This is a genomic window from Blastocatellia bacterium, assembly GCA_016713405.1.
Classification (GTDB): Bacteria; Acidobacteriota; Blastocatellia; order Chloracidobacteriales; family JADJPF01; genus JADJPF01.
On the sequence record JADJPF010000014.1, the window covers coordinates 16,718 to 42,684 of the forward strand.

The window sequence follows — 25,967 nt, forward strand, 5'->3', positions numbered from 1 at the left end:
ATTTTGCCTTTAATCCTTTATCAAATCAACCTATTTTGGAGAAAGACTTTATATTTATTAAATCTAGGAAAAAGTCAGACATAATTTACAGCTAAATTATCTTTTCCTATAATTGGTCTTTTGTAAAAAATATTAAATTTTGTTGTGTTACATAGGAGGCTTTAGTGTCTGCTGTTACTTCATTTTCTATTGCAGAGCGATTTAGCGATGTTGGATTTTCTGAAATTGTTATTATTCGTAACAAAATTTTAGCAATGAAACGAGAAGGTCATCAAATATTTCAATTTGAAGGTGGTGAACCTTTCCCTAATACCCCGCAAATTATTAAAGATGCCTGTTCACAAGCTCTAGCAGACAATAAAACCCGCTATGCTCCTTCTAGTGGTATTCCTGAACTTTTAGCAGCATTAACTGCTAAATTAAATAAAAAAAATAAGATCCCAGCAGAATCTAGTCATGTAATTGTGGTTGCAGGTGGATGCATGGACTATTTGCAGCATTCCAAGCAGTTCTTGACCCTGAGGATGAAGTTTTGCTTTTTTCTCCTTATTGGACACCTACAAAAGATTTAATCTCAATGACTGGTGGTAAAACAGTTTTAGTCAACACCTTAAAAGCTATTAAAGAAGGTATTAGCGCAACGCTTAAAGCCCATTTAACTAGTAAAACTCGTTTGCTTTGCTTATCCTCTCCCCAAAATCCAACAGGTATTGTTTTTAATAAAGAGCAAATGCAAGAAATTGCTAACTTTGTTCAAACACATAATTTATTAGTTATTTCTGATGAAGCTTATGAAGATATTGTTTATGACCAAGAACATATTTCTATAGCTTCTTTTCCAGAAATGTATAGACGAACTCTTTCTTGTTTTACCTTTTCAAAGTCCTATGCAATGACAGGTTGGAGATTAGGTTATACAGTTGCTCCAGAGCCTTTTATTACTGCAATGAAGCAGTCTGTACTTTACTCAACCAATGGTGTTAGCACCCCAACACAATGGGCAGGTCTAGCAGCAATCACGCAAGTATCAGGCTTTATAGAAGAAAATTTAGCAATTTATCGCCAAAGACGTGATCTGTTAGTAAATGGTCTAAATGAGCTAGGTTTTGATTGTGCAATGCCTGGCGGGGCTTTTTATGCTTTTCCTAGCATTAAAAGATTTGGTAAAAGTAGTCGTGAAGTAGCGGCAATGCTACTTTCAGAAGCTAAAATTGCTACTGTACCGGGAAATGTTTTTGGCCCTGACGGTGAGGGACATTTGCGCTTTTCCTATTCTGTTTCAGTAGAAACAATTGCTGCTGGACTAGAAGCTTTAAGAAAATTTGCGTGAAAAAGGAATTTGAATTTATTGACTACTTGCGCAATCAAATATCTGATAAGCCAGCAGATTTAATAGCTGGAATTGGGGATGATGCTGCAATCTTTACAACTCCTAAGAATTATCAAAATTTAATTAGTACAGACTTATTAATAGAAGATATTCACTTTAAATTAGAATATACTCCAGCCAATTTATTAGGCTATAAAGCTTTAGCTGTTAACTTAAGCGATATAGCTGCAATGGGAGGTGAGGCTAAGTATTTTTTGCTTAGTATTGCGCGGCCCAAAACTTTATCAGACGAATTTCTAATAGATTTACTTTCGGGAATGTTTGAGCTAGCTAAAAAATATAAGGTAAGTTTAATAGGTGGTGATACTAGTGGATCAGTAAACAAGCTTTTCCTTAATTTAACAATCCTTGGAGAGTCTCTTGTTAATCAAGCAGTTATGCGAAGTGGAGCAAAACCAGGGGATGAAATTTATATATCAGGAAAATTAGGCGGAGCAGCGTTAGGACTAGAATTACTTCAAAAGGAAAACGTCTTACAGACAAGAGTTTAACAGAAATAGAAAAGTCAGCTTTACTAGCACAACTTAAAGCAGAGCCAAGACTAGACTTAGCTAGCCAACTAGTTAAAAATCAATTAATTACAGCAATGATTGATATTTCTGATGGTCTATCTTCAGACCTTGGACATATTTGTAAGGAAAGTCGGGTTGGAGCAATAATTGATTCTGCGCTTTTACCTCTTTTTGATAGTGCAAGAATGGATCAAGCTCTAAATGGTGGGGAGGATTACGAATTATTATTTACTGTGCCAGCCGAAAAAGCTAGTCAAATCAAAGAGTTAAGAGTACTTTTTCCTAATTTAACTATAACTAAAATTGGAGTAATTACTAGTGATTTAACAAAATGGTTAATTGCTCAAAATGGTCAAACTCCTCTTGAATCTCGCGGATACGACCATTTTGGTTAAAGTTTTATTGTGCTAAAAAAATGCTCTATTTCTGCTAAAACTTCTTCAGGTGAAGCGGTTGCAGTACCAACTTTGCCAACTACAACACCAGCAGCATAGTTAGCCAAAATAGCGGATTCTAGCATTGTTGCACCACTAGCTAACCCCAAAGCTAGGGTTGCTATAACCGTGTCACCTGCTCCAGTAACATCATAAACTTCCCGTGCAATTGTAGGAACATGCACTACTTCATTATCATTAAGAAATAAGGATATTCCTTCTTCTCCACGAGTAATTAAAATGCTAGTATTAGGTAATTTTCTACGCAGTTCTTGACCAGCTAACTTTAATGTTTCTTCTGAGTTAATAGTCATTCTAGCTGCTGATTCTGCTTCATTATGGTTTGGTGTCACAACTGTTGCTGGATGGTAATATTCAAAATTTTTTAGTTTTGGATCAATGCAAACAGGGATATTTTGCTCCATAGCTAGCGGGAGTATTTTTCCTAGTAATCCAGGAGTGATTACCCCTTTTTCATAATCTGAAACTATTACTGCTTTTACAGTAGGTAGTAAACTTAAAAAATTATCAATTAATTGGCTTTCAATCTCATCATTTACAGGCGTTTTATTTTCTCGATCTGCTCGGACAACATATTGAGAATGGGCAATTATCCGGGTTTTTACTGTAGTTGGACGAGAGGAATCAATCACAATTGTACTAGGATCAATACCTATATTTTCAAATTCTGTACATAATCTAGTGCCATTGCTATCATTGCCTTGAACACCAACAACCATTGGTTTAGCACCTAGGGCGGCTAGATTAGCAGCAACGTTTCCTGCTCCTCCAATGTGTAAGGTTTCTTTTTCAATTTCTACTACTGGCACTGGGGCTTCTGGAGCAATCCGACGGGCGCGACCCCATAAAAACTCATCTAACATTAAATCGCCTATAACTAAAATTGGACACTGCTTAAACTGCTCTAACAAAGTAACTGCACGTGCAGGGGTTAATCTTTTCATCAAATAAAATCCAAATATATTTTAATTCTTTGACTCAATTTCATCACCGCTAGAAGGTTTTTTATCTGGCCCTAAAGATTTCAACTCATAAGTTTTTCCATCTGAGTTATAAACCAGATAAGTATTCCAAAGGTCGGTACGAATTGAGCTATTGATATAAGCAGGGACAAGCAAGTCTGTCAACTCTACTATGTCACGAACACGGGGATAATAGCCTTGTTTTTGGTAATAATCCTTAATCGCTTGGTCAAGTAGTGCTAATTTTTCTTTTGTACGCTTGATTTTTTCATTTTTTACTGCTGTAGTGATTAATTCTATATCTTCCCATTGTCCATTGCCTAAGCGGATTTCAGATGCTTGCCAACGCTCTTTTTTTCTACTCTAAAGGCTGCGGTAAAGAGTGCTTCAACTACTGCTCCACCACGTCCAACATTTTTTGGTGGGTCAATAGATTGTATTCTTACTAGTTCTGGATCAAATTCAAAACCAGCAATGCTAGAAATAACTTTGCGGGCCTCTTTTGGGCTTAAGCTATCTAATGGATTAGCTAAAGCCAGCGTGAGCAAAGAGATCCAAAAAATATTGACTAATATAAAAGTTTTTTTCTTAATCACAAGCAAAACTCTTTTCTTAAGTTATTTTCTTTATTCCTCTGGGCTAAGATCTAAAATAGACTTAACCATCATAAAAGCATCACCGCCATCAGAATAATAAGCTTTTATTCGTTCTACAATAAAATATCCCAGTTTTGTATAAAGATGTTGGGCTTGCTTATTTGTAGTTCGCACTTCTAAATGTAGCGTAGTTACATTACGGAGTCTAAAACCGCTTTCGATCCGTTCCATAAGCCAACGTCCATAACCCCGTCCGCGCATTTCTGGAGCAATAGCCAAGGTAATTATATGCCCTGTGCCTTCTTCTTTTATTACACCTATGATAAAACCTATTAACCCTTCTGAAACGTTAATGAGTTTATAACATACTTTATTTTCATGAAGTAAAAGATAGGCAATCATATCTTGATCAAAAGCCTCTCCAGCAATAAAACATCTTTGATCCAATGCCCAACAAGCTTCTAAATCATCATAATTCATTGGTTGAAGTACTGCTTCTAATTGTTTACTTACCATAGAGTTAGTTATATAGATTTACAATATTATTTATTTTTTCATTTTAAAAAATATACTTAATTCTATCACTATATCATCAGTTTTATTATGGTTCTATTATATTTTCTTTATTCTTTATAGTTTTATAAAATGATGTTTGTTCTTCTGCCTATTTACTTTCTGTTAATTAAAGATAGAATTGTTTAGCTTTTCTTCTGGTAAAATAAAAAATTATTACTTGCAAGATTATAAAAAATTAAGACAAAATAGCTATCTATGAAGTTAAAGATAAAAAGTGAAAGTACCCCGCAGCGTTGTGACATTTGCCATCAAGCAGATTGCCTTGATCCAATAAACAATGTTTGTTTACGCTGTCAAGATATTAAAACTTCCATTGAACAACTAAGACTAAACTTAGAGCTTGAAGAAAGAGAAAACAATTTATTTTTCTCTTTTGGTAGAACTAGAACAACTCAAATTGTTGCTGGACTTTTATCTATAGTATTTGTATCTAATATAGTAGGTTTAATAGGAACCATCTTTTTAACAGGCTTGATTTGTTCACTATTAGCAATACAAAGAATACTTGATGATCGTGCTTTAACAGGTCAACCAATACTTGATTTTTGTATTAATGTAGGTTTATTAGGTAGTGGGTTAGCGTGTAGTTATTTGAGTGGCTGTTATTTGCTGCGTTAAAAACCGTTTAACTATAACGAATTGCGGTTAAAAACCTATCTCCTAAAGTGTTTCCCATAGCTAAATAAATTCTTTGAGGAACTTGGAGCAAAACATTTTCTTCATCTTCACACCAAAGTGTAGCAGTAGTAATATTTTCACCAAAAAACCCAACACTACCAATAAAGAATTGTCTTTTTACCCAAAGAACCCCTAAACCTTTTTCTATACCCATTGTCATTTGTATTTCTTCATCTGCTCGTTTATCTGTTGGAGCAATAACTATGGCTATAGTTTGTTTTCGTTTATCTAAAGTTTCTACTTCAAGACGATAACAACCTGAAACTAAACAGTAAATTGTGTCTGACATTGGCTCTAAGCTAACGGTTAGGGTATCTCCTCGACGACAAACTAAATAATCACCAAATTCTGTTAGTGTTTCTAAAGCGTCTCTTTGTTCCTGAGTATGAGCATAATAGTCAACTACGGCTGCCTGAACCCAATCTTCAAAAGTAGCTGACCGAGCCAATAACTTTGCTTTGGGTTGTGCCTCTTGTTCTGGATCAAAACGAGAAAGAATTTTTATTGCCCTAGACAATGTTTCTTGTGAATGAGGCTTTAATCCTTCACCTGTTAAACGCACCAAAATCACAGAAATATTATCTTCTCCTCCTCGCTCTTTAGCTAACTCTACCATTTCCCTAGCAACTACATTAAGAGATTCACCACTATTAATAATATCTGTCATATCTTCTGTAGATATTTTACCTGATAGACCATCACTGCATAGTAGCAACAAATCATCTCTTTTTAATTCAATAGCATTAACAGCAACTTGTAAATATTCTTGACCCCCAATGGATTGAAGCAAAATATTACGATTAGCACTATTAGCAGCAGCTTGAGGAGTAATCATTCCTGAATCAAGCATTACCTGTATCATTGTTTGATCTGTAGTAAGTTGTTTTAAGCGACCGTTTCGCATTATGTATGCGCGAGAATCTCCCACTTCAGCAATATAAGCCACATCTTGTTCAATAAGTACGGCTGTAATGGTTGCTCCCATAGCATGTAAACGCGAATCTGCTTTACGTTCTTCTCTAACAATGGTATTAGCTTCTTCAATTGCTGCACTTAAACGACTTTGAGGAGAGAGCCGACGAGGAAGACGAGGAAGTTCGCTTTGCATCATATAGGTAGTAAGCTTACTAGCAATTTCGCCCCCTTCAGCCCCACCCATTCCATCAGAAACAGCTACTAGTAAACGATTATATTCTACGGGATAATTATTTTGATAATCCTCGCTTAAGTATTGTCCAGTATAAGGATCTGATATCAATAAACAATCTTCATTGTTACTACGAACTAAGCCTATATCTGTGATACCTACCACACTAGTAGTGATAATATTTTGTGACATAAATATACTTAATTATATTTTTAATATTTATATATTACCCAAATAATCTATATATTTAATTTGGATACAAAAAATAGTTTATATTAGAAAACAAATTCTCAATAATAAAAAAAATTAAATACTAACTAAATTGATTATTAACTAAATAAAGTTTGGTGACTAATGAAATAATGTTAACAGCGATATTATTACACTTCTATTAACATTTTGTATAGCCAAGTTTGGCTTTTAGTTAAAAGAAAAGTTGCTGTTTATTCTACCTAATATCTAAGATTGTTGGCTAAATAAATCTACTAGGTTTTTTTGATAGAAATAGGAAAAGATTTATTATTACAGTTTAATTCTGGTTTTGTAATAGTGATATTGCCTTTTAAGACATTATTTTCTACCTGTCCCAAAAATTTAGTTCTAGCAGCATTAGTTGAGGGTTTTGTTTCAAACAAAACTTCTGTTTTACCAATAGTAAGCTTATCAATTTCTTCAACATAAATAGTGGGGATATCTTTGTTTTTATCACCTGTTTCTACTTCTGGAGGAACAGCAAATCTTACTTGACCTGTTATAACATTACCATATTGAAAAAAAACTATATCTACTTTTACTTGTTTATCTTCAATAAGTATTTGTGTAGTGTAAGTTCCACCTATACTAGCACAATTTATACATATACCCCATTCATTGTAAAAATAATAAGCAGTGGCTGAAAGAGGTAAGATAAGCACTAAAAAAATAGCTAAAGCTGGTGGGATTTTTATTTTATTTAATGGATGATTTGCCAAAAATGGTGGTAGCCAAGTTTTTTGGGGCTTTTTTAGCGATCCTGTTACTCTATCAGGTTTTAGTGATCCACTTTTAGTTTTAGGTGTTGCTAAACCACAACGATCACATTCCATAGATTTTAGATCTACTTCATTTCCACACTTTGGACATCTCATTAAAATCTCTCCCAACTCTAAATATCAATATACTTTTGAGGCATTAAGCATATACACATTATTACTTAAGCTTTAAGCAATGCTGTTAAGAATCAAACCTTAAGTTAATTAAAAAGTCATAAAATTGTAATTAAGAAAATATATTAGCGAAACTATTTTAATAAAATTAAAATAAACTTTGCCCGATTCTAACACAGTAGTAGAGAAAACCTAAAGCATGAAAATTAAAACATCTAAAAAAACCTACTAACCTTCTTGCAAAAGTAAATAAAGTAAACTCTTATATGTTTGCTACTTTAAAAATTAGAGAACGAACAATAGAAAAAAACAAATTTTCTGGAATTAACCTTCTTAAAGTAAGCAGTAACTTAGCATCTGTGCCTGCTCTATACCTAAGTTGAGAAGAATCCGATGAGGCAGCATCAAAAATTACTTTAGCAACTTCAATTGGTTCACTAGAATTTTTTACTGCTTTAGAAATATTATCTCTTGCTATTTTTAGGATAGATTGATATTCAATAGCTGCTTTTTCATCAGTTCGATCTGCTGAACGATCATTAAAATCTGTTCTAATTGCTCCAGGTTCCACAAGCTTTACACGTATACCTAAGGGAGCAACCTCATAACTAAGACTTTCTGTAAAACCTTCTACTGCCCATTTAGTTGAATGATACAAACTATAGTATGGAAATGTTACTCTACCACCTACGGATGTTATATTAACTAAAGTTCCTTTCTGCTTATTGCTACGCCAAAACGAAATTGCATGTCTACAAAGCGACATTAGCCCAAAAACATTTGTGTCAAATTGTCGCTTTATTTGCTCAGAACTTGCTCCTTCAAAAGGGCCAGTTAGTCCATACCCAGCATTATTAACTACTACATCAATAACCCCAAATTTTTCAATTGCCTGCTCCCAAGCTGATTTAATTGTATCTTCATTTGTAACATCTAGCTTAGGTACAATTAAGCGTGAGTCCTTCCCTAAATCGTTTTTTTCAGGTGTTCGCATTGTTGCTGCAACCTTCCACCCTTGTTTAAGAAAATATAATGCGGTTTCTCGACCTATTCCTGTTGAACTACCTGTGATAAAAACTGTTTTTGCTGATTGCATAAAATTTCCCTCTCTTAAAGCTTACTTAAAATAATATCTGTACAGTAAAACTAATTACAGGATTAATTTGTTGGTAAAGAGCTATTTTTACTGCTATATATATTATGTTATTTGAGTCTTTACCAATATCTTAATAAAAATAAACTAGTTATAACTGAATGGTAGTCATTTGTTATAACTGAATGGCAGTCATTTGTCAAATGAAACAATTCAAACCTCCTAAATTAGCAAAAAAACGCGCTGTTAGTGATGAATTAAAAGATCTTCGTCGAGAATCAATTCTTAATGCAACAGAATTTCTATTAAGTAAGCATTTAATTGATGATATTTCTATGGCTATTGTAGCTAGTACAATTAAGCTGGCTAAAGGTACTTTATACTTATATTTTAAGACTAAAGAGGAGCTTTTTCTTTCACTTCTTGATCGTGCATATTTACGTTGGTTTGATGAGGTAGAAAATTGGGTAGACTCACAAACAGAAATAAATAGCAATAACTTGGCTAAATATTTGGCTGAGTCATTTTCTGCCCAATCTACCCTACTGCTACTTGTTCCTTATGCAGAGTCAATTTTAGAAAAAAATATTTCTCTTGATCGAATTATTGAACATAAAAGATCTATGAATATAAAGTTAGTTTATTTAAGTAATAAAATTAGTGAAAAAAATGGAGTTACTTCAACAGAAAAAATTGCTCTTAGCTTTTTATTTATTCATGCTGCAATTGTTGGACTCTATTTTAAGTCTTTTCCCTGCCCCCTTGTTGCAGAAGCATTAAAACAACCTGATTTAGTTCACTTAAAAATAGATTTTAAGGCAAGTCTGCAAATAATGCTTGAAGCTATTTTTGCTAAATTATTGTAAATATTTATTACTTTCTAAAATAATAGGTGCGAAAAACAAAATCACTATCTTTTTTCTCTAAATGGCAACTGTTACAACGTTCTAGCTTTCCTCGCTCCAAAATAGCTGTTTTTACTGGATCTAAAACTAAATATTCCCAATCACCACTAGCAGGGTTAAATCCGGCTTTTCTTTTTATCATCACTGTCAAAAGTTCTGCTTTAGATGTTGGTGTAGGCAATTTTTCTTTAGCAATAATTGAGCCAACTGGAAATTTGCTATTTACAGAAAACATTGCTGTTTTGCCTAAATCATTGACATAAACAGTAATAAATTTATCTTGATGAGGATTTTTTTCTTTTGATAAATCTATTGGAAATTGAGGTGCGCATAGTTGAGCAGTAATATCAGCAATTCTCATTGGACTAGAATTAACTTTTGTCCACTTTTTATATTGCCAAAGTTCTGCATCATCACTTAAACCACCATTAGCATTTGATAAAAGTTGAAAACTCAAAACCAAACTAAAAATTATTTTTTGTAATAGGTTTTTCATAAAATTTTGTTAACGAAACTGTTTTATTGCAAGTATTGTATTTCTTTTCTCACTCTTGAGCAGTCTATATTTTTTGGTCTTATTTTTTCAATCATTAAATTTTCCAAAATTTAGAAAAAAGAAATAGAGGCAATTGCCTCTATTTCTTTTAGTTATTTAATTTTTTGGATGACTAATTAAACTAATAATTTAGTCATTGCGATTTCTTCCACCGCCACCACCACGACTTGGGCTTGAATCTCTGCTTATTGATGGACTTGAATCTCTACTAACTGAAGGACTAGGGCTAGGACTGCTAACCGTTGGTTGTGAAGTTCTGCCAAAACTTTCACTAGCACTAGGTCTATTACTATTTCCACTATTTCCACTATTCCCATTGTTACCATTATTTCCTTTAGAACCGCCTGAATCAGAATTTCTTGAAGGGCTATCAGTTCTAACAATAGGTGTGTCGTCTGTATTTCTAACTCTAGGGTTTTTAACTGGTGTTGCAGGGGCTGCTGTAGTAGTAATTGTATCGTTTGAATTTCTAACAATAGGCTCAGAATTATTACTTGTTGTTGGTGTTTGGTAGCTACGACGAGGGCCACTTGTAATAACACCATCTGTAACTACACCAAATTTGCTGACTAATGGCCGAGTAATTAATATGTCACTTGGCAATTTACTAATAGGAATATTGCTAGTTGAAGTAGATGTAGTTGGTTTTGGTAAATTAATAGTTTCAATTTGCTTAACTACTTTTATCCCATCTGTCAAAGGGTGATTTTTAGGATTTGTTTGTCCTCCTGTAAAACCATCTACAGGTATTGCAGAACCACCAGCAACTAAAGGTTCATTCTTTAAGACTGGGTGTGGTCTAGTGGGTTTTCCTGGGCCACCAGGTTCTTGAGGGGGAACCCAACCATTACCACCACCTGTTGTAGGCCAATTATTCCACCAATTATTGGGATGCCAACAAATATAATCTCTACCATCCCAAGATCCATAATACCAACTAACCAATGCAGGCGACCAGAAATTGTTTATTCCATCTGGAACCCATACCCAACCATATTTAGCAACAAATACCCAATAACCATAATGATATGGAGCCCATCCCCAAGCCTCTTGGGAAATCCAAGTCCAACCAACGCGGTTGTAATGGGCCCATCTGCCTATACGATAAGGTGCCCAATTAGGTGCTAAATTATTAGGTCTCCAAACAAAACCATATGTAGGCACTTGTACCCAAAGACCATGTTGATTAAGTAAAGAGTTGCCATAAAGAAAAGGTTGAGGTTTGAGAAAACCATTAACACTATTTACACTAACTAAAAGTTCTCTTTCACTATTCCAATTATCCCAAGCATCTAGCCCATAAACATTAGAAATAGCTACATTAGAAAGACTGGTAGGAGGGAAAATAGCTCTTTTCCCTTTGTTTAACTTAAAGGTTTTGGTTTTGCCTGCTATTTCTGCTTGGCCTTCATGCACTATTACTACTGTACTTCCATCTGGACTAACACTAACACGATAAATACCTGCTTGTTTTAGACTTACTGCGGCTTGATGAGTTGCAATTTCTATTGCTGGACGATTTTCCCCAAAAGAAAAAGTAGCTAAACCAACTGACATATCAAAGCGATAAAGTTTTGGACTAAATTCTACTAATTCTAAAGAAGTATTTTTGCTTAATCTGATAAATCCACCATAGAGTTCTAATTCTGTTCGTCCATCATCTGTTGAATAGATTAGATCTCCAGGAAAAACAGGAACATTAATTTCGCTATCATCCCATTTATCTGAGCCTTGGCGTTGTATACCTACTTCGCCTTCAACAAAGCTAACACGGGCAATGCGAGTTTTATTAAAATCTATTTTTTCATCGGCTAAAGTTATTGTAGTTGTAGACAATATTGCGATTAACATTAACAACAAAGAAACAAATAATTTTCTTGTAGTCATGGCTTCTCTCCTTAATGGGAGTCTTCTCCCTGTTAACACAACTGTTTTTGGTTTATCCCTAGTTTACGATTTTTACTTAAGTACCAGTAATTTTAATTAAATTATTACTTGGATTGATTGCCTCCCCGTTCAGCAAATCTTATGCCATTGTCAAAATGCCAAAATACACTCAACTTAATCTAATGCTAATGCTAAAATACTATGACACTCTATACCATTTCGTGTAGTACATACCCTAAAGCGTACAGGAGAATATCTGTCTTGCAAGGCAAAACAATATCTTATGCCATTGGGCAAGTAGTATTACTATTATTATTTGCTTCTTTAACATTGGCTTCTCAAACAGAAAAAAAAATGATTGATTACACTATCGCTTGGCAACAAGCTAATTCCCACCTTTTTGAAATAGTTATCCAAGTTGACACTAACGGAGCAGAAAAACTAGATTTTGCTTTACCTAATTGGCGACCTGGACGCTATTTAATTCAAAATTATGCTCGTAATGTTCAAGAATTTAGTGTTAGTAATGAAAAAGGTGAGCCATTAGATTGGGAAAAAGCTAATAAATCTACTTGGCAGGTTAAAACCAATAAATCTAGCCGTGTTAAGGTGTTTTACAAGTATTTTGCTAACATTCTTGACGCAGGTGCTAGCCTTCTTGATGATAAAGAAGCCTATTTTAACGGTACTAACTTGTTTATGTACTTAGTTAACCGACGAGATCAAGCCTGTCGCTTAACTATTCTGGTTCCAGAAAATTGGCAAGTAGCTACAGCCCTAAAAAAAGATGGTAATAGCTTTTTAGCTCAAAACTATGATGAACTTGCTGACTCACCTACTATTGCTAGCCCTACATTATTGCTTCATCAATTTATTATCGGCAACACTACATATCATTTAGCTTTTCAAGGTAAGCTTGACTATGATATTGAAGTAATTAGCCAACTAAAGCTTTTTGGTGGCAATGCACCTTTTGAACATTATTGGTTTTTATATCATATTTTACCTAATACATTTTGGCATGGTGTAGAACACTCTTTTTCAACTTCTATAACAATGCCAGCAAATGCTTTTGCTACAGACATTAGCCGTCAAACCTTTTATTCCATTTCTGCTCATGAATTATTTCATGCATGGAATGTTAAAAGAATAATGCCAAATGTATTTCTTAATCCTGACTATAGCCAGGAAGCTTATACCAAGCTACTTTGGTTTTTTGAAGGTGTAACAAGTTATTATGGAGATTTAAGCCTTAAACGAGCAGGTGTTATTGATGAGCGAACTTATTTAGCTGCTATAGAAAGAAATATTAATCAATTGCAAAATACTCCTGGACGCTTAATTACTAGTGTAGAAGATGCTAGTTTTAACGATTGGCTCCAACCCGACGATAGAGAAAATAGCCGAATTTCCTTTTATAACAAAGGGGAAATATTAGGTCTACTACTAGACTTACAAATCCGTAAGCAAACCGCTAACGAAAAATCCTTAGATGATGTGATGCAGTATCTTTTATAAAAACTATGCCTTACTTAAAAAAGGAGTACCTGAAAACGGTATACAAAAAGCTATTGAAGCAGTGACAGAAAAAAGCTTTGATAAATTCTTTGATAACTACATTTCTGGATGTGAAGAACTCCCCTATAGCGAAATTTTAGAAACTGTAGGGCTAACTCTTTTATCAGAGAGCGATAAGACTAAACCTACAGTAGCACTTGGTATTAGACTTGGAACAGAAGAACAAGCAACTATTCTTAATGTAACTTCTGGCTCACCTGCTATGCTAGGAGGTTTAAGCAAAGGTGATACTTTATTAGCCATTAATAATACTCAAGTAAACTCTAGTAGCTTATCAGAAATCCTAATGAATTATCAGCCTGGTGATAAAATTACTGTTACAATATTTCGCAATCGCCAACTATATAATTTCCCGATAACTTTAACAGGAGAAGGAAATATCACTTATAAGCTTAAAAACTTAGATAATAAGACGGATGTGCAAAAACAAGTTTTTAATCAATGGGTAAGCAATCTAAAATAAATGCAACCTTTTGGCTTTTGCAGAGTCTATTTATAGCAAACCCATTAAATTTTTAGGAGATCGATTTATAATGTTTAGCCATAAAAACAAAATAGCTAAAACCCTTGTTTTTTCTATTTTACTATTAGCAACTTTAAGTATTTCAATATTTGCTCAACAAGAAACAACAAACAATGCAAAAAATACTGATGCAAAAAAAGAAGAAACAGCAAAAGCTAAAACTCCATTAGCTGAATTATTAGCCAGTCAGCCAGTAATTTACACAGCCAAACAGGTTTATACGCAAGGGAATGGTTATGTAAACACAATAACATATTCACAAAAAGGTGACTGGCAGCGCGTTGATACAGAACAAAACGGCATAGATATGGCCGTTATATCCCGACCAGATAAGGATAAAAAATATATTATGGTGCCAAGCAAACAAGGTTATAGCGAACTCCTTGGTAATTCTGCTTTATTTTTACGCTTAGATCCTTTTTACCTTCAACAAGCAGCTAAACTTGCACCTAGAAATGTCAAAATAGAATCTCTTGGTAGCGAGCAAACTTCTGGTTATACTTGCGACAAATATAAAATTAGTTTTGATGAAGCTAATTTTGTTAAAACCGTCACTATCTGGAAAGCAAAAGACTTACAAGGTTTAATTGTTCGCCAAGATTTGGACTTTTTACAATTTAAGGATAAAGTAGAGCTTCAAGATGTACGCCTAGAAGTAAATGAATCACTTTTTGAACTACCAAAAGATTTTAAGAGCTATGCTACAAGTCAAGAAATGTTTCAGCAAAGGCCACAATAAAATCCTTAATTAAGTAACCCAAGCAATTCCAAAATTAAAGCTCTAGCTAAAAATTATGTCATCATTAAAAGAAAAATTTCATAAACGTAAAGAACAAAAACTTAAACCAACAGAAGAAAAAGCTTCGCTAATTGACAACTCAGCAAGGCAAAAACAATTAGCGAAGCTGCTTGAGGGTATTGGATCACCAGAAACAAAAGATTTCATCCCAGATGACTTTCAATTAGAAGCTATAAACCTTGTTGCTAAAGAGGGTTATGATGTTTTGGTAGCTGCTCCAACTGGATCTGGAAAAACCTGGATTGCTACCGAAGCCATCAAACAAGCTTTAGCTCAAGGAAATCGTGCCTGGTATACCTCGCCATTAAAAGCACTATCTAATGATAAATTCCAAGAATTTTCTAAACTTTTTGGATCTGACAAAGTAGGTATCCTTACAGGTGATCGTAAGATTAATCCTGACGCTCCATTAATTGTAGCTACTACAGAAATTTACCGTAATTCTTTGTATGATGCGATGAATTATTTAGAAATAATGAATGTTGGACTAGTAATTTTTGATGAAGTTCATTATTTAGCAGATCGGGAACGGGGCGTTGTTTGGGAAGAAGCAATAATTTATTCTCCACCAACAATAAGAGCTTTGATGTTGTCGGCTACAGTGGGAAATGCTGAGGAATTAGCTGATTGGGTAGGTTGGGCGCGTGGGACAGAATGTAGACTAGTATTTCATCCTACTAGACCCGTCCCCTTGCGAACAGCTTTTGTTGATACGGATGGACATCTTTTTCCTTTAACAACCCTAGGTCATCAGCTAAACCCAGATATTGTTGCACTTTATGACGCTAAGAAATCCTTATCAGCAGATAGACCTAGACGTAAACCTAGCCGACAAGCCTTTAAGTTTAGAAATCGTTAATTTATTTTTGGAGAGCCATATTGCAAAAATCCTTACTTCCTGCTCCTCGTTACCAAGATTTAGTTTGTACATTAGAAACTTATAACCTACTACCTGTTATTATTTTTATTAGCAGCCGTCGAGGTTGTGATGAAGCAACAGACTCTATACGAGGTAACGCATTAGCAGACCTAGCAGAAACACAGCGCGAAGCCATTCTTAATATAATCAAACAATTTAGTCCAGAAGATCAGCAATTTGTTTCTGAACATAGATTTTTCCATACCCTTATTTATAAAGGCGTTGCACCTCATCACGCTGGACATCTTCCAGCTTGGAAACATGCGGTAGAAAAACTAATGTCAAAAGGCTTACTCCGAGCCGTTTTTTCTACCACAACCCTAGCCGCAGGGATTGACATGCCTGCCAGATCAGTAGTTATTACCGCCTCTAGTCTACGAGATGATGAAGGACACCGCGATATAAAAGCCTTTGAATTAGCTCAAATGACTGGCCGCGCAGGTCGTCGGGGCAAGGATAAAGTCGGCTTTGCTGTGTTTATCCCAGGCCCATTTCAAGATATTAGCCTTATTATGGATGTGCTAGTAAAAGATCCTGAGCCAATTACTAGCCAATTCTCACCTAACTATACAATGGTATTAAACTTACTACAGCAACATAGCCCAGAAACAGCTAGAGAATTGCTTGAACGAAGTTTTGGTCACTATCAACGCTTAAAAACCGTTTCAGACTTAAACTCACGTCTTAAAAAAGTAGAAGACAAAATAAATAAAGATAAATCGTCTCGTCCCTGCTCAGACCGTATTAAAACTTGGCAAGAATTTGATTTATTAGAAGAACAAACACAAAAATTACGTAAATCTATCAAAACGTTAAGACGTAATATTAAACATGAGCTAGCAGCAGAAATAGAAACCGACACCCCAGCATTACTAGCAAAAGCAGAAAATAAGCTTTCTCAAATCCTACCCCAATTAGAATCACTTCCCTGCTTAAATTGTCCACAAATAAATATTTGTGATGAGCGCGTAAGCGTACTCCAAGAGCAAACCCAGCGAGCAGAAGAATTAAAATATAGGCTACATGATTTAAAGCATGGTTTATGGGAACGTTTTGAAGAATGTGCTAGGTTGCTACAAGCCTTTGAATATTTAAATGAAGAGTGGCAACCTACTAAAGACGGCATTTGGGCCGCTAAATTACACGTAGAAAATTCTTTATTCTTAGCTGAACTTGTAAAAACCAATTATTTTAAGACTTCTAACCCAAGATTATTAGCCGCACTTGTTGGGGCCTTATCCGCAGGCGACCGTCAAATAGAAGTAGAATATCAAGAAGGTGAAGAAGATATCTTTTTACCTTTTAAGAATGCAGTAAAATTAGCTAAAACAATTTCCCAGTTACAAGACCGTGTAGGTCTATATTTCCCTATTATACTAGATGGTGATGCAGGGCGACTTCTTTGGCGATGGGCTGAAGGTAAAATTGATTGGCAAGAACTTTTTGAAGAAGTTTATGCTGATGAAGGCGATATTGTACGCTTAATTTTACGTACATCAGACTTATTAAGCCAGCTAACAGCTTTGACTGGCACATTTCCAGAATTATCAGAAACAGCTTATCAAGCAATTAATTTAATTCGTCGTCCACCTGTTGAAGACTAGTAATATTTTTCTTATTAATTAAAGCTCGGCAAAGCTAATAAGTCATTTATTTTCGTTGACAAGCAAGAAATCGTATGTTTTAATCTTAGCGTTTTCACGTCGTACAATTCCTAATCCAGCATGAAGTTGTAAGAATCATTGACGTGGTGCGTTGCGGGTTAAGACGTGTATTCTTCGAGATATTTAGCCATTTCTTCATATGTTAGTGTAAGAATCATTGACGTGGCGCACTGCGGATTACTATATTTTAAGGGGGTAATTTTATGAAACTAAGAGGTTTGTTAATAGCCTTATGTTTGCTTTGTCCAATATCTGGACTAGCACAGGTGCAAAAACTCCCAGAACTAACTAAAGCCACTAGTCCGCTTCCTTTACCAGAGAGTGCTAAATTTAAACAAGCTGTGTCAGGACTCCTACCAGATATAACCACTAAACAAACCAAAAAAGCCGCAGTTCTAGAAAATAACGATATTGAAGCCCATTCATTAGCACCAGGAGTAAAATCTAATACACGTCCAACTAATCAACCAAATAATAACCAAACACTTACCGACGATCCAAATGCCGTTAGCGATGAGTATCTTAGAAAAGAAGGAATTTATCTTCCTAACACACGTTCTACACCTGGCAGATCAATTAGAACTAAAAGAAAATAATACAAAATTAATTGGCCGTGACTCTAGGAATTAATAACATGCCTACATTAGTAATGCTTGATTTATCACAAATAAAAAAATTAGATCCCAAATGAGTTAAAGCCAATGAGTCAAGAAAATTATCAACAACTTATTGAACGTGTCTTACAAAATGTTGCTAACCCAACAATTTCAACAGATGTTGGTGTGGAGGCAGCACAACAAGTAGGAAAATTAGCTAACCAAGAAGAAATTAACTGGGCCTTAGCTGGTGGATTAGCAATGCACCTTTATGGAAGTCCTCGCCTAACTAAAGATGTAGACGTTATTGCTTCTCAACATTTGTCACTTGTAGCAGAACACCAACTAACCTTTGGCGGTAGTAGTTATACAATACAAATTGGTAAGTATATGGTTCAAGTAGATTGGATTGTACGCAATGATGGTTATGAAAAGTATTATAGAGCAGCTTTAAAAGATGCTATTGAGCTACCTAATGGCTTACGAGTCGTGATTCCAGAATGGTTAGTGATTCTTAAACTAAATGCTGGAAGGCAAAAAGACTTTGACGACATAGTTTTTTTACTTACACAAGAAAATTTAGTAGATAGACCAAAAGTTAAGCAAAAAGTAATTGAACTTACAAATGAAGATGTGTGGCTAGCAATGCTACCTAATTTCCGCCGACTATGCGATATAGCTGATGGTAATAGCAGAGAACCTAGTAAATACTATGATCGTGATTAGAAAAATTATAAAAAAATAAAAGTTGATCAAAGGAGTTTGACTTAATGGAAATACTAGCAGCAGTTTCAGATATGATTTTTGCGTCTAAAATTAGTGGTGCAGCCAGTCAAGTTGATGCAAATGTTACTTTTGTAAAATCTTTAGATAAATTAATTGAACAATCTAAAGCACTTCCAATAAAAATGATTATTTTAGACCTTAATAACCCACGTTTTGACCCGCTAAAAGCTATTGAAGAGTTAAAAGCTTCTCCTGATTCTAAAGAAATTCCTATAGTTGGATTTTTAAGCCATGTTCAAGTAGAACTTCGCCGTAAAGCTCAAGAAATGGGCTGCGATTTTACAATGCCTCGTTCGCAGTTTAATAGCAATTTAGCAGACATTTTGTCTGGTAAATATTTTAGTTTAATAGCTAAGTAATTTATTTGGAGTTATTTATGGTTGCAATAGAACATTGGGACAATAGTTTTGGCGAACTTAGCGAAAAAACAATGCGAAAAAAGCTAGAGTCTGAAGGTTATAGTGTAAACACTTATCATTATCCTCCTGGGACATATTTCCCTAACCATACACATGGCTATGATAAAAAGGATGGAGTATTAAAAGGAAAATTTTTAATTAAGACGGCTGGTCAGGAGTTTTTGTTGCAGGCTGGTGATATTTTACCTGTACCTGCGGGACTGGTGCATAGTGCGGAAGTTATAGGAAATGAAACGGTTATAAGCCTTGATGCTAGTAAATAGCTATTTATTTAGCAAGCGGGAACATAAGCCGCCTTACGTTCCCTACAAAAATTTTACAAAGTTTAATTTGTGTCTGTGCTTATTTCTGGGTCGGCTTTAATTTCTACATCAGTTTGATATTTTTGATAATCGCTATATTGAGTTATTTGGTTTTGGTTAAACTTAACAAATAAAAAGGCTTTACCACCAAAATTTATTTCTTCATAGGATGGAAGCCAAACTTCATCACGAATTTTTTCTTGTTCAAAAACAAAGGCTGATGAAGGAGAAAGCGAAGCTAGCAAACCTCCACCAATTTTTACAGAATCAGAAAGCCTAGCTTCAAGCCTAGCAATTTGTTTAGCATTCTCATCAATAAAAATTGAACCTACTAGCTTACTAACAATATTTTCCGCTAAATTCTTTGGTTTGAAATCTTTGCGAGGTTCAAAATCAAAAATTAACACTTCTTGCCCTCTAAATTTATCTCTTCTAGCATCTTTTACAGCTAAAATTTTTAAGAAAGTTCGTATGCTGATACTATCATCATCATCATCATTTTTCTTTTTGCTTTCACGTTTTTTTTGCTCTTTTTTAGCATTTTCTATTTCTTTTTTTACTTTTTTATCTTCTTTCTCTTGATCAGACTTTGAAAGCTCTACTCCATTTACATTTATCAGACGTTGCACAAAAGTTCCTGCAATAGGAGTAACTTCATAAACTTTAGTTATAGTTTCTTTAACTTGACCATCACCATCTAATTGTTTTTGAGTTTCCATTGAACGAAAAGCATAAAGTTCTCTTAAATCTTTTATTTTCTCTTGGTTAACCATTAAAGCTTTTATAACCTCTTCAACGTCTGGAATTGGTTTACTACCATCAACACTAGGATAGCGAAAAGCTGTTTCGGCTAAACTAGTGTTATGCTCTATTTTGTCTACCTTGATTTCTAATTCTCTGTTAGGGCGTTTGATTTTGATTAAAAAAGGCTCTGTTACTTTGTTAACACTTTGGTAGTTTTGATAAAAAGTTTCTTCTATCCCTTCGTTAAGCTGCCTTTCTTCTTTGACTATTAGCCCTGTTTTAGGGTCAAACATTACTTTTATATAAACACCATTTAAGTTAAATTCTACAGCCTCTGTTTCAACACCATTTACTTGAACTTTGCCAAGATATTTTGACATTACACGGTATTTTGATAAATCTCGTAGATAAGTATTAGTAAGTAAAGCTTTAAGTCGTAGTGTTTTTGCTTCTGTGTTAATCAAGGTTTGTAGGTTTTGATTGTCTTGTTGCCAAGCAGAATTGCCATTATAACACTCGGTTAATTTAGAGTTATTTATCTCAACATCTAGTCTTATTCGGTCTGGTCTACCACTTTGAGCTAAAAATTGCCCTGTAAGATTACCTTGCGTTATACTACCAGTAATTACGATTATTTATTTTCTTAACAGCATCTCCTCCAGTAGCTTTTTTATAACGGTCGATGATTTTATCTTCTTGTCCAGCATAAGCATTTATGCAAAAGACAAATAATACAAACAACAACATTATTTTTTTCATAAATTTATCCCTATTTTTTTAGTATATAAATTATTGCCTACTACATTTTACAGACCTGTTTTTGATGCTCATTGACAAGTAACGTTGCATAGTTATCTAGATGTGCTAGCTTAATAAAAAAACTTCTGATGTCAACAAGTTCAAAATAACGTTATAGATAAGAAAAAATATTCAAGCTTTTTCCTAGTTGTTTAACTCAAAAGTTTAAAAGTCTAGTAGTAAAAACTTAATATGATAGAATTGCTAGAACTTAAAAAGGTTCAAACAAGCTTTTTTTACTGGGAGGCTGCCTATGTTTACCAATCGCTCTAGTAAAGTTAGTCAATTTTTAATAATAATTTTGGCATTACAATTAATAGCTCCTACTTACTTAAATGCTTACAGTCCAAACCCTAATATAATTAAAAAGAAAACTTATCAGAATCTATATAAATCTACAAAAAAACCTTTAGCAGTCCGCTATCTAAAACCTTTGCAACAAAGCTCTAATATACAATTATTTGGCCCTAATCAAGATGCAAATCCTGTAGTTAATGAAAATAATCAAATTCAACTTACTGCAACAGATAGCAGCGGAAACACTTTAACGGATGTGACTTTTGAATCTGGAAGTCCAGATGTTGCCAGTATAGATAGCCAAGGCATGGTGTCAGGTAAAGTTCAAGGCTATGCAACCGTAACAGCACGAAGAGGGAATGAAAGTATTTCAATTTTTGTTACAGTCGCCAAAGTTGATAGCACAAAAGGTAAACAAGCATCAGGTGACACTAAGGTTGATTCTAGCGGGGCAATTTACATTAGCGACCCTACTAATCATATTATTTTTAAGCGTGAATCTGCTGATGCTGATGCTGCAAATTTTGCAGGAAAAATGGGTAGTCGAGGAAAAACAGATGGAGACGCGCTAGAATCTTTATTTGCTGGGCCAACTGCCGTAGCCGTAGACAATCGCAGCCAAGGCGGTATTTATATTGCTGATACGCTTAATCATAGTGTTCGTAGAGTTGATTTTAATAACAAAGTAACAACTATTTTAGGTACTGGCGCGCCAGGAATTAATACAGCCGATGTCACCCCGTTTTCCCAAGCTGCTTTTAGTAGCCCACAAGGAATTGCAGTAAATTCGGCTGGAAATTTATTTGTTGCTGATACAGATAACCATGCCATTTATATGGTAGATTTTGCTAAACAAGAAGTTCGTCTTTTAGCAGGTGAGCCGGGAGTAAGTGGAAAAGTTAATGATAATGGCCGAGCCGCTAGATTTTCTAGTCCTACAGCTTTAAGCATACAATCTAGCAGCACTAGTTTTTTTGGTTCATCTACTAGCGAAGTTTTATTTGTTACTGACACAGGTAATAACCGGATTCGCTCCGTTTCAATGGATGGAACAGTTACAACAATAGGAAAAATTTCCTCTAGTTCTGCTGCAAATCCTGGTGATTTTTTAGCCAACAATATTAGCCCTTTAGCCGAAAGTGATGAGTTTGTTTTTAATACTCCTCGCTCTGTTAGCGTTGATGAGCTTGGAAATATTTATATAGTAGATAGCGCAGGTGCAAAAGTAATTACACAAACTGCACAGCAAACCAATGTGATGACATCCTTGGGTCAACCTAGCGTAAGTTTTAGCCAAGCAATGAGTGTAGTTGTCCGAGGAACTCAAGCTTTTGTTTTAGATAATAAAGCCAGCGAAACAGAAGCATTAAAAGTTGTAACTATTGGTGAACCTCAAATAGATGGACTCAGCCAAGATATGGATGTAATTGATGGCGGAGCAGAAATAACAATTAGAGGTAAAAACTTTGGCCCAGAAACTATTGTTGTTGTTGGTGATAGTTTAGTTAGAAATGCCATTGTTGATAATGCAACAACAATTCGTTTGATTGTCCCACCGCAAAACGCGCCTGGTAAAAGAACTATTTCCGTACAAACTCGCGGAGGAGTAACACAACAAGAATTTACCATTTTAGCACCACCTTTTAGGCTTCTTAATGATGGAGAAATTACAACGGTTTCCGGCGGTATTCCATTTTTAGGCGATGGTGGAAAAGCGACTCAAGCTAACTTAAAGTTTCCTAGAAGTATTGCTACAGATGGTCAAGGTAACACTTTTATTGTTGATGCTGCACATAACAGAGTCCGTAAAATTGACCGTACAGGTAGAATTACCAGCGTAGCTGGAACGGGTGCATCCGGTTCGGGCCCTGATGGAGGCCCGGCTATTGCAACAGCTTTAGATTTATTCCCCTTTAGCGGTGTTACGGTTGATAGTTCTGGTAGCTTACTTGTCACAGAAGCAGCTAATGGAAAAGTCCGTCGTGTTGATGGTCAAACAGGCATTATTAGCACTATTGCAGGTAATGGACAACCTGGTTTTAGTGGGGATGGTGGGTTAGCTACTAGTGCTAGTTTAACCGCACCTAGCAACACCATTGTTGATAGTACAGGTAATATTTTTATTTCTGACACAAGAAATAATCGCATCCGCCGTGTTGATGCACAAACCAGAATAATCACTACATTTGCAGGTAATGGGCAACCTGGTTTTAGTGGGGATGGCGGGCCGGCTACAAATGCTAGCTTAAATAATCCAGATAAAATTGCACTTGATTTAAATGGTAACTTGTTAATAGCAGACACTAATAATCATCGTATCCGTATGGTAGATGCTAGAACAGGCATTATTAGAACCATTGCTGGAAATGGTAGAGCAGATTTTAGCGGTGATGGTGGTTCACCTACACAAGCTAGCCTTAATTCCCCAAATAGCATTACAGTTAGCCCAACTGGAAATATAATTATTGCTGACACGCTTAATCGTCGAATCCGTGGTATTGATATAAGACAAGGCATTATTGTTACAATCGCTGGAAATGGAATGCCAGATAATCAAGGCGATAATGGCCCGGCTAACCGTGCTAGCATTGGACGACCAGAAGATATTGCTTTAGATGGTGCTGGCAATTTACTTATTGCTGATTCAGAAAATGGACAAGTTAGAATTGTTAACCGTACTGGAATGATTAGAACCTTTAGCTGGTAGTGGTTAACAAAACTTTGGCGGCGATGGTCGTCTAGCTTTATTAGCTAACATTGACTTGTTAGTTGATGGAGGTGTGATAATAGACCGCTTAAGTAATATTTTCTTTATTGATCAAAGCAATCAACGTATCCGCCGCATTGATGCCCGTACAGGAATGATTAACACTGTTGCTGGTAATGGGCAACGTGGCTTTAGTGGCGATGGTGGCATGGCAACTCAGGCTAGCCTAAATAGTCCTAAAGCGATTGCTTTTGATACTTTAGGCAATTTATTAATTGCAGATACTTTTAATAACCGTATTCGACGGGTTGAGCAAAATGGCATTATTAGAACTGTTGCTGGTAATGGTCAAGGCGGTTTTAGTGGCGATGGTGCGATGGCAATAAATGCTAGCTTAGATTCACCTACTGCCATTGCAGCAACTTTAGATGGAGATATTTTAGTAGCTACTGCTAATCGTATTCGCTCTATTAGTCGAACTGGCATCATTAATACAGTTGCAGGAAATGGGCAACGCGGTTTTAGTGGTGATGGTGGACTAGCTACTAATGCTAGTTTTAATAATATTTCAAGCCTGACTACAGATAGAACTGGAACTTTATTTGTTGCTGACCGAGATAATAACCGAATCCGTCAAATAGATTTACGTAGTCGGATGATTAGAACTATTGCTGGTAGTGGTCAACGTGGCTTTAATGGTGATGGGCCAGCACTGAACACGGCTCTTGCTAATCCTACAGGTTTAACCGTAGATGTGAATAATGATGTAATCTTTGCTGATAGTTTTAATCATCGGATCCGAAGATTAAGTGTTCGTAATAACAATATTAGAACCTTAACTGGAACTAAACGAGGCTTTGATGGGGATGGTGAACCTGCTTTAAGTGCAAGACTTAATAAACCTACTGGTGTAGCGGTAAATTTAGAAGGTGATTTAGTCATTTCTGACACAGATAATAATTCTATTCGTGTAGTAAAACGTTTTGACCGAGTAGAAATAGCTCCAGATTTTTCTTTAGATGTTACACCTGAAAATCAAACTGTTATGGCAGGAAACTCTGTAACATTTACTGTTACTGCTAATGCTATTAACAACTTTAATGGTTCAATAGCTTTATCAACTATCATTTCACCTCCAAATAACAATATAACCACTAGTTTTTCTTCCTCTACTATTGTGCCTGGAACTACAGCAACTTTAACAATCACAACCAGCCCAACAATTCAATCAACAAATTTAAGTATTAAGCTAGTTGGTACGGCTGGCCCATTTAGACGTAGCCGCAACCTTTCTCTTTCTATTGCTCAAGCTAGTAATATGACTGGAAATTCTGATTTTGCTTTAACTGTTAGTCCAAATAACCAAACAGTTAGAGCCGGAATGTCTTCTAATTTTACAGTTGCACTTCTACCTAATGGAACCCTAGCACAACCCGCGCTACTAAGTGCTACAGTTGATCAAGCTAATAGCGGAATACAAATTAATTTTTCACCAAGTAGCTTATCTAGTGGTAATGCAACAATGACTGTAATTACAAATAGCACTACACCAACAATAGATTACAACATTCTAGTAAGTGCTACAGTAAATCAAATTGTACGTAGTCAAAGCGTTAAGCTTAGCGTAATGGCTGAACCACCTCCGCCACCTCCACCAACTTTAAATATTACTAATGCAGTATTTAGTAAACCAAATTTAACAATTACTGGCACTGGATTTACTACATCTGGAGCAGTAATAAATGTTAATCAGCAAAATGTTAGTGATAAAGTAACTGGACAAAGTGACACTCAAATTACTTTGAAAGGAAATAAAAAGAAACTCAATATTAAGAAAGGCGCAAATCAAGTAACTGTTACTGTAAATGGAATTGTTTCCAATACATTTACTTTTAACTTCTAGTTAATTTTGCACTCTTGAAATTTGATGTAG

Annotated in this window: 25 protein-coding genes and 1 pseudogene; 16 read left to right on the top strand and 10 right to left on the bottom strand. The window is 35.2% G+C overall.

Annotated features, from left to right (window positions below; all coding sequences use genetic code 11):
* Positions 1-164 precede the first annotated feature (164 nt).
* The 3 genes and pseudogenes from IPK14_16905 to IPK14_16915 all read left to right on the top strand — a co-directional run bounded on the left by IPK14_16905 (position 165) and on the right by IPK14_16915 (position 2,297).
* Positions 165-1,330 (top strand): annotated as a pseudogene (locus IPK14_16905) (pyridoxal phosphate-dependent aminotransferase).
* Positions 1,327-1,881, top strand: a complete 555-nt coding sequence (gene thiL / locus IPK14_16910) for a thiamine-phosphate kinase (GenBank protein MBK7994995.1) — start codon at positions 1,327-1,329, stop codon at positions 1,879-1,881. Before IPK14_16905 ends, thiL begins: the two are co-directional and overlap by 4 nt.
* Positions 1,806-2,297: a hypothetical protein gene (locus tag IPK14_16915; GenBank protein MBK7994996.1), complete on the top strand. Its 492-nt coding sequence runs from the start codon at positions 1,806-1,808 to the stop codon at positions 2,295-2,297. The genes thiL and IPK14_16915 overlap by 76 nt, the downstream gene beginning before the upstream one ends.
* Here the strand turns inward: IPK14_16915 and rfaE1 are convergent.
* The 4 genes from rfaE1 to rimI are packed head-to-tail and all read right to left on the bottom strand — an operon-like array spanning position 2,294 to position 4,431.
* Positions 2,294-3,301 (bottom strand): D-glycero-beta-D-manno-heptose-7-phosphate kinase, encoded by a 1,008-nt coding sequence (gene rfaE1, locus IPK14_16920; GenBank protein ID MBK7994997.1) that lies wholly within the window; start codon positions 3,299-3,301, stop codon positions 2,294-2,296. The genes IPK14_16915 and rfaE1 overlap by 4 nt on opposite strands.
* Positions 3,302-3,322: 21 nt before the next feature.
* The gene (locus tag IPK14_16925) at positions 3,323-3,649 is read right to left on the bottom strand and encodes a type II secretion system protein GspG (protein MBK7994998.1); all 327 of its coding nucleotides are present in this window, start codon (positions 3,647-3,649) and stop codon (positions 3,323-3,325) included.
* The gene (locus IPK14_16930) at positions 3,640-3,915 is read right to left on the bottom strand and encodes a hypothetical protein (protein MBK7994999.1); all 276 of its coding nucleotides are present in this window, start codon (positions 3,913-3,915) and stop codon (positions 3,640-3,642) included. The genes IPK14_16925 and IPK14_16930 overlap by 10 nt, the downstream gene beginning before the upstream one ends.
* Positions 3,916-3,945: 30 nt before the next feature.
* Entirely contained in the window at positions 3,946-4,431 is a 486-nt protein-coding gene (gene rimI / locus IPK14_16935; protein ID MBK7995000.1) for a ribosomal protein S18-alanine N-acetyltransferase, read from the bottom strand.
* A gap of 255 nt (positions 4,432-4,686) precedes the next feature.
* On the opposite strand from rimI, the gene IPK14_16940 reads away from it, so the two are divergent.
* The gene (locus IPK14_16940; protein ID MBK7995001.1) at positions 4,687-5,109 is read left to right on the top strand and encodes a hypothetical protein; all 423 of its coding nucleotides are present in this window, start codon (positions 4,687-4,689) and stop codon (positions 5,107-5,109) included.
* Between the two features lie 7 nt (positions 5,110-5,116).
* Here the strand turns inward: IPK14_16940 and IPK14_16945 are convergent, their stop codons facing one another.
* The 3 genes from IPK14_16945 to IPK14_16955 all read right to left on the bottom strand — a co-directional run bounded on the left by IPK14_16945 (position 5,117) and on the right by IPK14_16955 (position 8,557).
* On the bottom strand, positions 5,117-6,508 hold the full coding sequence (locus IPK14_16945) for a serine/threonine-protein phosphatase (protein MBK7995002.1): 1,392 nt from the start codon (positions 6,506-6,508) through the stop codon (positions 5,117-5,119).
* 293 nt (positions 6,509-6,801) lie between these two features.
* Positions 6,802-7,443, bottom strand: a complete 642-nt coding sequence (locus IPK14_16950; protein ID MBK7995003.1) for a hypothetical protein — start codon at positions 7,441-7,443, stop codon at positions 6,802-6,804.
* Between the two features lie 280 nt (positions 7,444-7,723).
* Positions 7,724-8,557: an SDR family oxidoreductase gene (locus tag IPK14_16955; GenBank protein MBK7995004.1), complete on the bottom strand. Its 834-nt coding sequence runs from the start codon at positions 8,555-8,557 to the stop codon at positions 7,724-7,726.
* A 200-nt stretch (positions 8,558-8,757) separates the two neighbouring features.
* Between IPK14_16955 and IPK14_16960 the strand changes: the two genes are divergently transcribed.
* Positions 8,758-9,420 (top strand): TetR family transcriptional regulator, encoded by a 663-nt coding sequence (locus IPK14_16960; GenBank protein ID MBK7995005.1) that lies wholly within the window; start codon positions 8,758-8,760, stop codon positions 9,418-9,420.
* Between the two features lie 7 nt (positions 9,421-9,427).
* On the opposite strand, the gene IPK14_16965 is transcribed toward IPK14_16960, so the two are convergent.
* The gene (locus IPK14_16965) at positions 9,428-9,955 is read right to left on the bottom strand and encodes a cytochrome P460 family protein (protein MBK7995006.1); all 528 of its coding nucleotides are present in this window, start codon (positions 9,953-9,955) and stop codon (positions 9,428-9,430) included.
* Positions 9,956-10,144: 189 nt separating this feature from the next.
* Complete coding sequence (locus IPK14_16970) at positions 10,145-11,902, bottom strand: hypothetical protein (protein ID MBK7995007.1); 1,758 nt, start codon at positions 11,900-11,902, stop codon at positions 10,145-10,147.
* A 261-nt stretch (positions 11,903-12,163) separates the two neighbouring features.
* Between IPK14_16970 and IPK14_16975 the strand changes: the two genes are divergently transcribed.
* The 9 genes from IPK14_16975 to IPK14_17015 all read left to right on the top strand — a co-directional run bounded on the left by IPK14_16975 (position 12,164) and on the right by IPK14_17015 (position 19,449).
* Complete coding sequence (locus IPK14_16975) at positions 12,164-13,420, top strand: M61 family metallopeptidase (protein MBK7995008.1); 1,257 nt, start codon at positions 12,164-12,166, stop codon at positions 13,418-13,420.
* 61 nt (positions 13,421-13,481) lie between these two features.
* Positions 13,482-13,943 (top strand): PDZ domain-containing protein, encoded by a 462-nt coding sequence (locus IPK14_16980; GenBank protein MBK7995009.1) that lies wholly within the window; start codon positions 13,482-13,484, stop codon positions 13,941-13,943.
* 70 nt (positions 13,944-14,013) lie between these two features.
* Positions 14,014-14,742 carry a DUF4412 domain-containing protein gene (locus IPK14_16985; GenBank protein ID MBK7995010.1) on the top strand — a complete coding sequence of 243 codons (729 nt, stop codon included), beginning with the start codon at positions 14,014-14,016 and terminating at the stop codon, positions 14,740-14,742.
* A 55-nt stretch (positions 14,743-14,797) separates the two neighbouring features.
* The gene (locus IPK14_16990) at positions 14,798-15,661 is read left to right on the top strand and encodes a DEAD/DEAH box helicase (GenBank protein MBK7995011.1); all 864 of its coding nucleotides are present in this window, start codon (positions 14,798-14,800) and stop codon (positions 15,659-15,661) included.
* Positions 15,662-15,681: 20 nt separating this feature from the next.
* Positions 15,682-17,325, top strand: coding sequence for a hypothetical protein (locus IPK14_16995; GenBank protein ID MBK7995012.1), 1,644 nt, complete (start codon positions 15,682-15,684; stop codon positions 17,323-17,325).
* Between the two features lie 263 nt (positions 17,326-17,588).
* Complete coding sequence (locus tag IPK14_17000) at positions 17,589-17,981, top strand: hypothetical protein (GenBank protein MBK7995013.1); 393 nt, start codon at positions 17,589-17,591, stop codon at positions 17,979-17,981.
* Positions 17,982-18,086: 105 nt separating this feature from the next.
* Complete coding sequence (locus IPK14_17005) at positions 18,087-18,707, top strand: hypothetical protein (GenBank protein MBK7995014.1); 621 nt, start codon at positions 18,087-18,089, stop codon at positions 18,705-18,707.
* A gap of 44 nt (positions 18,708-18,751) precedes the next feature.
* Positions 18,752-19,126: a response regulator gene (locus tag IPK14_17010; protein ID MBK7995015.1), complete on the top strand. Its 375-nt coding sequence runs from the start codon at positions 18,752-18,754 to the stop codon at positions 19,124-19,126.
* A gap of 17 nt (positions 19,127-19,143) precedes the next feature.
* Positions 19,144-19,449: a cupin domain-containing protein gene (locus IPK14_17015; protein ID MBK7995016.1), complete on the top strand. Its 306-nt coding sequence runs from the start codon at positions 19,144-19,146 to the stop codon at positions 19,447-19,449.
* Positions 19,450-19,511: 62 nt separating this feature from the next.
* Here the strand turns inward: IPK14_17015 and IPK14_17020 are convergent, their stop codons facing one another.
* Positions 19,512-20,696, bottom strand: coding sequence for a hypothetical protein (locus IPK14_17020; protein MBK7995017.1), 1,185 nt, complete (start codon positions 20,694-20,696; stop codon positions 19,512-19,514).
* A gap of 587 nt (positions 20,697-21,283) precedes the next feature.
* Here IPK14_17020 and IPK14_17025 point away from each other — a divergent pair.
* Both IPK14_17025 and IPK14_17030 read left to right on the top strand, forming a co-directional pair.
* On the top strand, positions 21,284-24,034 hold the full coding sequence (locus IPK14_17025) for an IPT/TIG domain-containing protein (protein ID MBK7995018.1): 2,751 nt from the start codon (positions 21,284-21,286) through the stop codon (positions 24,032-24,034).
* A 73-nt stretch (positions 24,035-24,107) separates the two neighbouring features.
* On the top strand, positions 24,108-25,937 hold the full coding sequence (locus tag IPK14_17030; protein MBK7995019.1) for a hypothetical protein: 1,830 nt from the start codon (positions 24,108-24,110) through the stop codon (positions 25,935-25,937).
* The last annotated feature ends 30 nt before the right edge of the window (positions 25,938-25,967 follow it).

What these genes read in the sequence shown, in the direction of transcription:
- IPK14_16940 (MBK7995001.1), top strand. Translation starts at nt 4,687, where the DNA reads ATGAAGTTAAAGATAAAAAGTGAAAGTACCCCGCAGCGTTGTGACATT.
- IPK14_16950 (MBK7995003.1), bottom strand. Translation starts at nt 7,443, where the DNA reads ATGAGATGTCCAAAGTGTGGAAATGAAGTAGATCTAAAATCTATGGAA.
- IPK14_17000 (MBK7995013.1), top strand. Translation starts at nt 17,589, where the DNA reads ATGAAACTAAGAGGTTTGTTAATAGCCTTATGTTTGCTTTGTCCAATA.
- IPK14_17010 (MBK7995015.1), top strand. Translation starts at nt 18,752, where the DNA reads ATGGAAATACTAGCAGCAGTTTCAGATATGATTTTTGCGTCTAAAATT.
- IPK14_16960 (MBK7995005.1), top strand. Translation starts at nt 8,758, where the DNA reads ATGAAACAATTCAAACCTCCTAAATTAGCAAAAAAACGCGCTGTTAGT.
- IPK14_17015 (MBK7995016.1), top strand. Translation starts at nt 19,144, where the DNA reads ATGGTTGCAATAGAACATTGGGACAATAGTTTTGGCGAACTTAGCGAA.
- rimI (MBK7995000.1), bottom strand. Translation starts at nt 4,431, where the DNA reads ATGGTAAGTAAACAATTAGAAGCAGTACTTCAACCAATGAATTATGAT.
- rfaE1 (MBK7994997.1), bottom strand. Translation starts at nt 3,301, where the DNA reads ATGAAAAGATTAACCCCTGCACGTGCAGTTACTTTGTTAGAGCAGTTT.
- IPK14_16945 (MBK7995002.1), bottom strand. Translation starts at nt 6,508, where the DNA reads ATGTCACAAAATATTATCACTACTAGTGTGGTAGGTATCACAGATATA.
- IPK14_16965 (MBK7995006.1), bottom strand. Translation starts at nt 9,955, where the DNA reads ATGAAAAACCTATTACAAAAAATAATTTTTAGTTTGGTTTTGAGTTTT.
- IPK14_17025 (MBK7995018.1), top strand. Translation starts at nt 21,284, where the DNA reads ATGTTTACCAATCGCTCTAGTAAAGTTAGTCAATTTTTAATAATAATT.
- IPK14_16985 (MBK7995010.1), top strand. Translation starts at nt 14,014, where the DNA reads ATGTTTAGCCATAAAAACAAAATAGCTAAAACCCTTGTTTTTTCTATT.
- IPK14_16970 (MBK7995007.1), bottom strand. Translation starts at nt 11,902, where the DNA reads ATGACTACAAGAAAATTATTTGTTTCTTTGTTGTTAATGTTAATCGCA.
- IPK14_16955 (MBK7995004.1), bottom strand. Translation starts at nt 8,557, where the DNA reads ATGCAATCAGCAAAAACAGTTTTTATCACAGGTAGTTCAACAGGAATA.
- IPK14_17005 (MBK7995014.1), top strand. Translation starts at nt 18,087, where the DNA reads ATGAGTCAAGAAAATTATCAACAACTTATTGAACGTGTCTTACAAAAT.
- IPK14_16990 (MBK7995011.1), top strand. Translation starts at nt 14,798, where the DNA reads ATGTCATCATTAAAAGAAAAATTTCATAAACGTAAAGAACAAAAACTT.